Source organism: Trebonia sp., assembly GCF_030042015.1.
In the GTDB taxonomy this organism is placed as follows: Bacteria; Actinomycetota; Actinomycetes; order Streptosporangiales; family Streptosporangiaceae; genus Trebonia.
The window spans coordinates 1-3,352 of sequence record NZ_JASIAL010000008.1 but is presented as its reverse complement, the minus strand read 5'-3'; the positions used below and the strand labels follow the sequence as shown (position 1 = coordinate 3,352).

Genomic DNA, 3,352 nt, shown 5'->3' with positions numbered 1-3,352 from the left:
CCTTCTTAAGGCTACGAGGCATTACAGGCTGCTCCCTACCGCTTGTTCTTGCCGCGGCGGCGGCTGATCAGCCGGTCACTGGGCTTATGCGCCCGCCGGGTACGGCCTTCCGGCTTACCCCACGGGCTGACCGGGTGGCGACCGCCAGAGCTCTTGCCCTCGCCACCGCCGAGCGGGTGGTCGACCGGGTTCATGGCGACGCCGCGCACCGACGGCCGCTTGCCCTTCCAGCGGTTGCGGCCCGCCTTGCCGAGTTTGATGTTGCCCTGCTCGGCGTTGCCGACTTCGCCCACGGTCGCGCGGCACTCCACGCTGACCCGCCGGATCTCGCCCGACGGCATGCGCAGCGCCGCGTAGCCGGCCTCCTTGGCCAGGAGCTGGACCCCGGCGCCCGCGGAGCGCGCGATCTTCGCACCGCCACCGGGACGAAGTTCGATGGCGTGGATGACGGTACCGGTCGGGATGGAGCGCAGCGGCAGCGCGTTGCCTGGCTTGATGTCCGCGCCCGGGCCGTTCTCCACCCGGTCGCCCTGGGACAGGCCCTGCGGCGCCAGGATGTAGCGCTTCTCGCCGTCCACGTAGTGCAGCAGCGCGATTCGTGCCGTCCGGTTCGGGTCGTACTCGATGTGCGCCACCTTGGCCGGAACGCCGTCCTTGTCGTGCCGCCTGAAGTCGATCAGCCGGTAGGCGCGCTTGTGCCCGCCGCCTTGGTGCCGCGCGGTGACCCGCCCGTGCACGTTCCGGCCGCCCTTGCTGTGCAGCGGGCGAACCAGCGACTTCTCCGGCTCGCTCCGGGTGATCTCGGAGAAGTCGGAGCCGCTGGCGCCGCGCCGGCCCGGGGTGGTCGGCTTGTACTTACGGATTCCCACCTGCGTCTCCTTAGCTAACCGGTCCGCCGAAGATGTCGATCCGGTCGCCCTCGGCCAGGGTGACGATCGCGCGCTTGGTATCAGCCCGCTTGCCCCAGCCCTGCCGGGTCCGGCGCCGCTTGCCCTGCCGGTTGAGCGTGTTCACACCGGTCACCTTGACCCGGAACACTTCCTCGACCGCCATCTTTATCTGCGTCTTGTTGGCGCGCGGAGCGACGACGAACGTGTACTTGCCCTCGTCGAGAAGGCCGTAGCTCTTCTCCGAAACCACCGGACGCAGCAGGATGTCCCTCGGGTTGTACTGCTTGTTCACTCCGAGCCCCTTTCGACGAACGCGCGCAGCGCGGCCTCGGTGAAGACCACGTGATCGCTGACGAGCACGTCGTAGGTGTTGAGCTGGTCCTCGGCGAGCAGGTGCACGGCGGGAACGTTGCGCAGCGACTTCCAGTTGATTTCGTCGTCGCTCAGCGTGACCACGAGGATGTTCCTCGTCGCGCCGCCTGTCACCGCGTTCAGCACCGCCAGCGCGTCCTTCGTGCACGGCACGTCACCCTCGATGAACGTGGTTACGACGTACACGCGCTCATTGGCGGCCCGGTCAGACAGCGCGCCGCGCAGCGCGGCGGCCTTCATCTTCTTCGGGGTGCGCTGGGCGTAGGACCGCGGCTGCGGGCCATGCACCGTGCCGCCGCCGGTGAACTGCGGCGCACGGATCGAGCCCTGCCGTGCCCGGCCGGTGCCCTTCTGCCGGTACGGCTTCTTACCGCCGCCGCGCACCATCCCGCGGGTCTTCGTCGCGTGGGTACCCTGCCTGGCGGCCGCGCGCTGCGCCACGACGACCTGGTGCATCAGCGGGATGTTGACCTGCGCCGCGAAGATCGCATCGGGCAGTTCGACGGTGCCGACCGTCTCGCTGGACGGCGAGACGACGTTTACGCTGGTCATCGATTCCCCTCTCGCGCCGCGGAGCGCACCACGACGAGCCCGCCGCGCGGACCAGGCACCGCGCCCTTGATCAGCAGCAGGTTCTTGTCGCTGTCCACTGCGTGCACGGTCAGGCTCTGCGCGGTGGTCCGCGCGGCGCCCATCCGGCCCGCCATCCGGACGCCCTTGAAGACCCGGCCCGGAGTGGCGCACGCCCCGATCGACCCGGGCGAGCGGTGCTTGCGCTGCGTCCCGTGGGAGGCCGACAGGCCGCGGAAGCCGTGCCGCTTCATGACGCCGGCCGTGCCCTTGCCCTTGGACTTGCCGGTGACGTCGACGCGCTGCCCTGCCTCGAACAGGGTGGCCGTGACCTCCTGGCCGAGCTGGTAGGTGGATGCGTCCTGGGTGCGGATCTCGGCGACATAGCGGCGTGGCGTCACCCCGGCCTTCTCGAACAGGCCGGCCACCGGCTTGGTGACCTTGCGGGGATCGATCTCCCCGAACCCGATCTGGACAGCGGAGTACCCGTCCTTGTCCGGCGTGCGGACGGCCGTGACCACGCACGGGCCAGCCTGCACCACCGTGACAGGTACCACCTGCCCGGTTTCGTCGAAGACCTGGGTCATGCCAAGCTTGGTGCCCAGGATCCCTGTCATTGCCATGATCAGTGAGTCCTCAGAGCTTGATCTCGATGTAGACACCGGCCGGCAGGTCGAGCCGCATCAGCGAGTCGACCGTCTTCGGCGTTGGATCGATGATGTCGATCAGGCGCTTGTGCGTCCGCATCTCGAAGTGCTCGCGCGAGTCCTTGTACTTGTGCGGCGAGCGGATGACGCAGTACACGTTCTTCTCGGTGGGCAGCGGCACGGGACCGGCGACGCGCGCGCCGGTACGGGTCACCGTGTCGACGATCTTGCGCGCCGAGCTGTCGATGACCTCGTGGTCATATGCCTTGAGCCGGATGCGGATCTTCTGTCCCGCCATTGTGGCCTCGGTTCCTCTGCTTCTCTTGCGGGCCGCTGTCTGTGCTTGCCCCCGGGGGCCGACCCCCGGTGACCCCTCGCTCGGGGGGAAGCCGTTCCCCCCGAACCCCTCGGGGGCTGACATGTTTCGGCGGCCGGGCCCGTAGCGGCCCGGCCGCCGAAACTTCGCCTACTTCAGGATCTTGGTGACCCGGCCGGCGCCGACGGTGCGGCCGCCTTCCCGGATCGCGAACTTCAGCCCCTCTTCCATGGCGATCGGCTGGATGAGCTGAATCGTCATGTCGGTGCGGTCACCCGGCATCACCATCTCCGTGCCCTGGGGCAGGTTGACCACGCCGGTCACGTCGGTGGTGCGGAAATAGAATTGCGGGCGATAGTTGGTGAAGAACGGCGTGTGCCGGCCGCCTTCCTCCTTGGTGAGAATGTAGGCCTCGGCCTTGAACTGGGTGTGCGGCGTGATCGAGCCGGGCGCGGCCAGAACCTGGCCCCGCTCCACTTCCTCGCGCTTGGTGCCGCGCAAGAGGGCGCCGATATTGTCCCCCGCCTCGCCCTGGTCGAGGAGCTTGCGGAACATCT

The 3,352-nt window shown here is 68.6% G+C and carries 5 protein-coding genes and 1 pseudogene; all 6 read right to left on the bottom strand.

What is annotated here, in order from left to right; translation table 11 throughout:
• Nucleotides 1-35: 35 nt before the first annotated feature.
• Nucleotides 36-869, bottom strand: coding sequence for a 50S ribosomal protein L2 (gene rplB, locus Q1N79_RS00390; RefSeq protein ID WP_300602661.1), 834 nt, complete (start codon nucleotides 867-869; stop codon nucleotides 36-38).
• Between the two features lie 10 nt (nucleotides 870-879).
• Nucleotides 880-1,182 (bottom strand): 50S ribosomal protein L23, encoded by a 303-nt coding sequence (rplW, locus tag Q1N79_RS00385; protein WP_300602658.1) that lies wholly within the window; start codon nucleotides 1,180-1,182, stop codon nucleotides 880-882.
• The gene (gene rplD, locus Q1N79_RS00380) at nucleotides 1,179-1,814 is read right to left on the bottom strand and encodes a 50S ribosomal protein L4 (protein ID WP_300602655.1); all 636 of its coding nucleotides are present in this window, start codon (nucleotides 1,812-1,814) and stop codon (nucleotides 1,179-1,181) included. Before rplD ends, rplW begins: the two co-directional genes overlap by 4 nt.
• Nucleotides 1,811-2,455 carry a 50S ribosomal protein L3 gene (gene rplC, locus Q1N79_RS00375; protein ID WP_300602652.1) on the bottom strand — a complete coding sequence of 215 codons (645 nt, stop codon included), beginning with the start codon at nucleotides 2,453-2,455 and terminating at the stop codon, nucleotides 1,811-1,813. The genes rplD and rplC overlap by 4 nt, the downstream gene beginning before the upstream one ends.
• A gap of 13 nt (nucleotides 2,456-2,468) precedes the next feature.
• Nucleotides 2,469-2,777, bottom strand: a complete 309-nt coding sequence (rpsJ, locus tag Q1N79_RS00370; protein WP_300602650.1) for a 30S ribosomal protein S10 — start codon at nucleotides 2,775-2,777, stop codon at nucleotides 2,469-2,471.
• 168 nt (nucleotides 2,778-2,945) lie between these two features.
• Nucleotides 2,946-3,352 (bottom strand): annotated as a pseudogene (locus tag Q1N79_RS00365) (elongation factor Tu); the annotation flags it as partial.

Excerpts from the sequence above, each read along its gene's own strand:
- rplC (WP_300602652.1), bottom strand. The coding sequence starts at position 2,455 with ATGGCAATGACAGGGATCCTGGGCACCAAGCTTGGCATGACCCAGGTC.
- rpsJ (WP_300602650.1), bottom strand. The coding sequence starts at position 2,777 with ATGGCGGGACAGAAGATCCGCATCCGGCTCAAGGCATATGACCACGAG.
- rplD (WP_300602655.1), bottom strand. The coding sequence starts at position 1,814 with ATGACCAGCGTAAACGTCGTCTCGCCGTCCAGCGAGACGGTCGGCACC.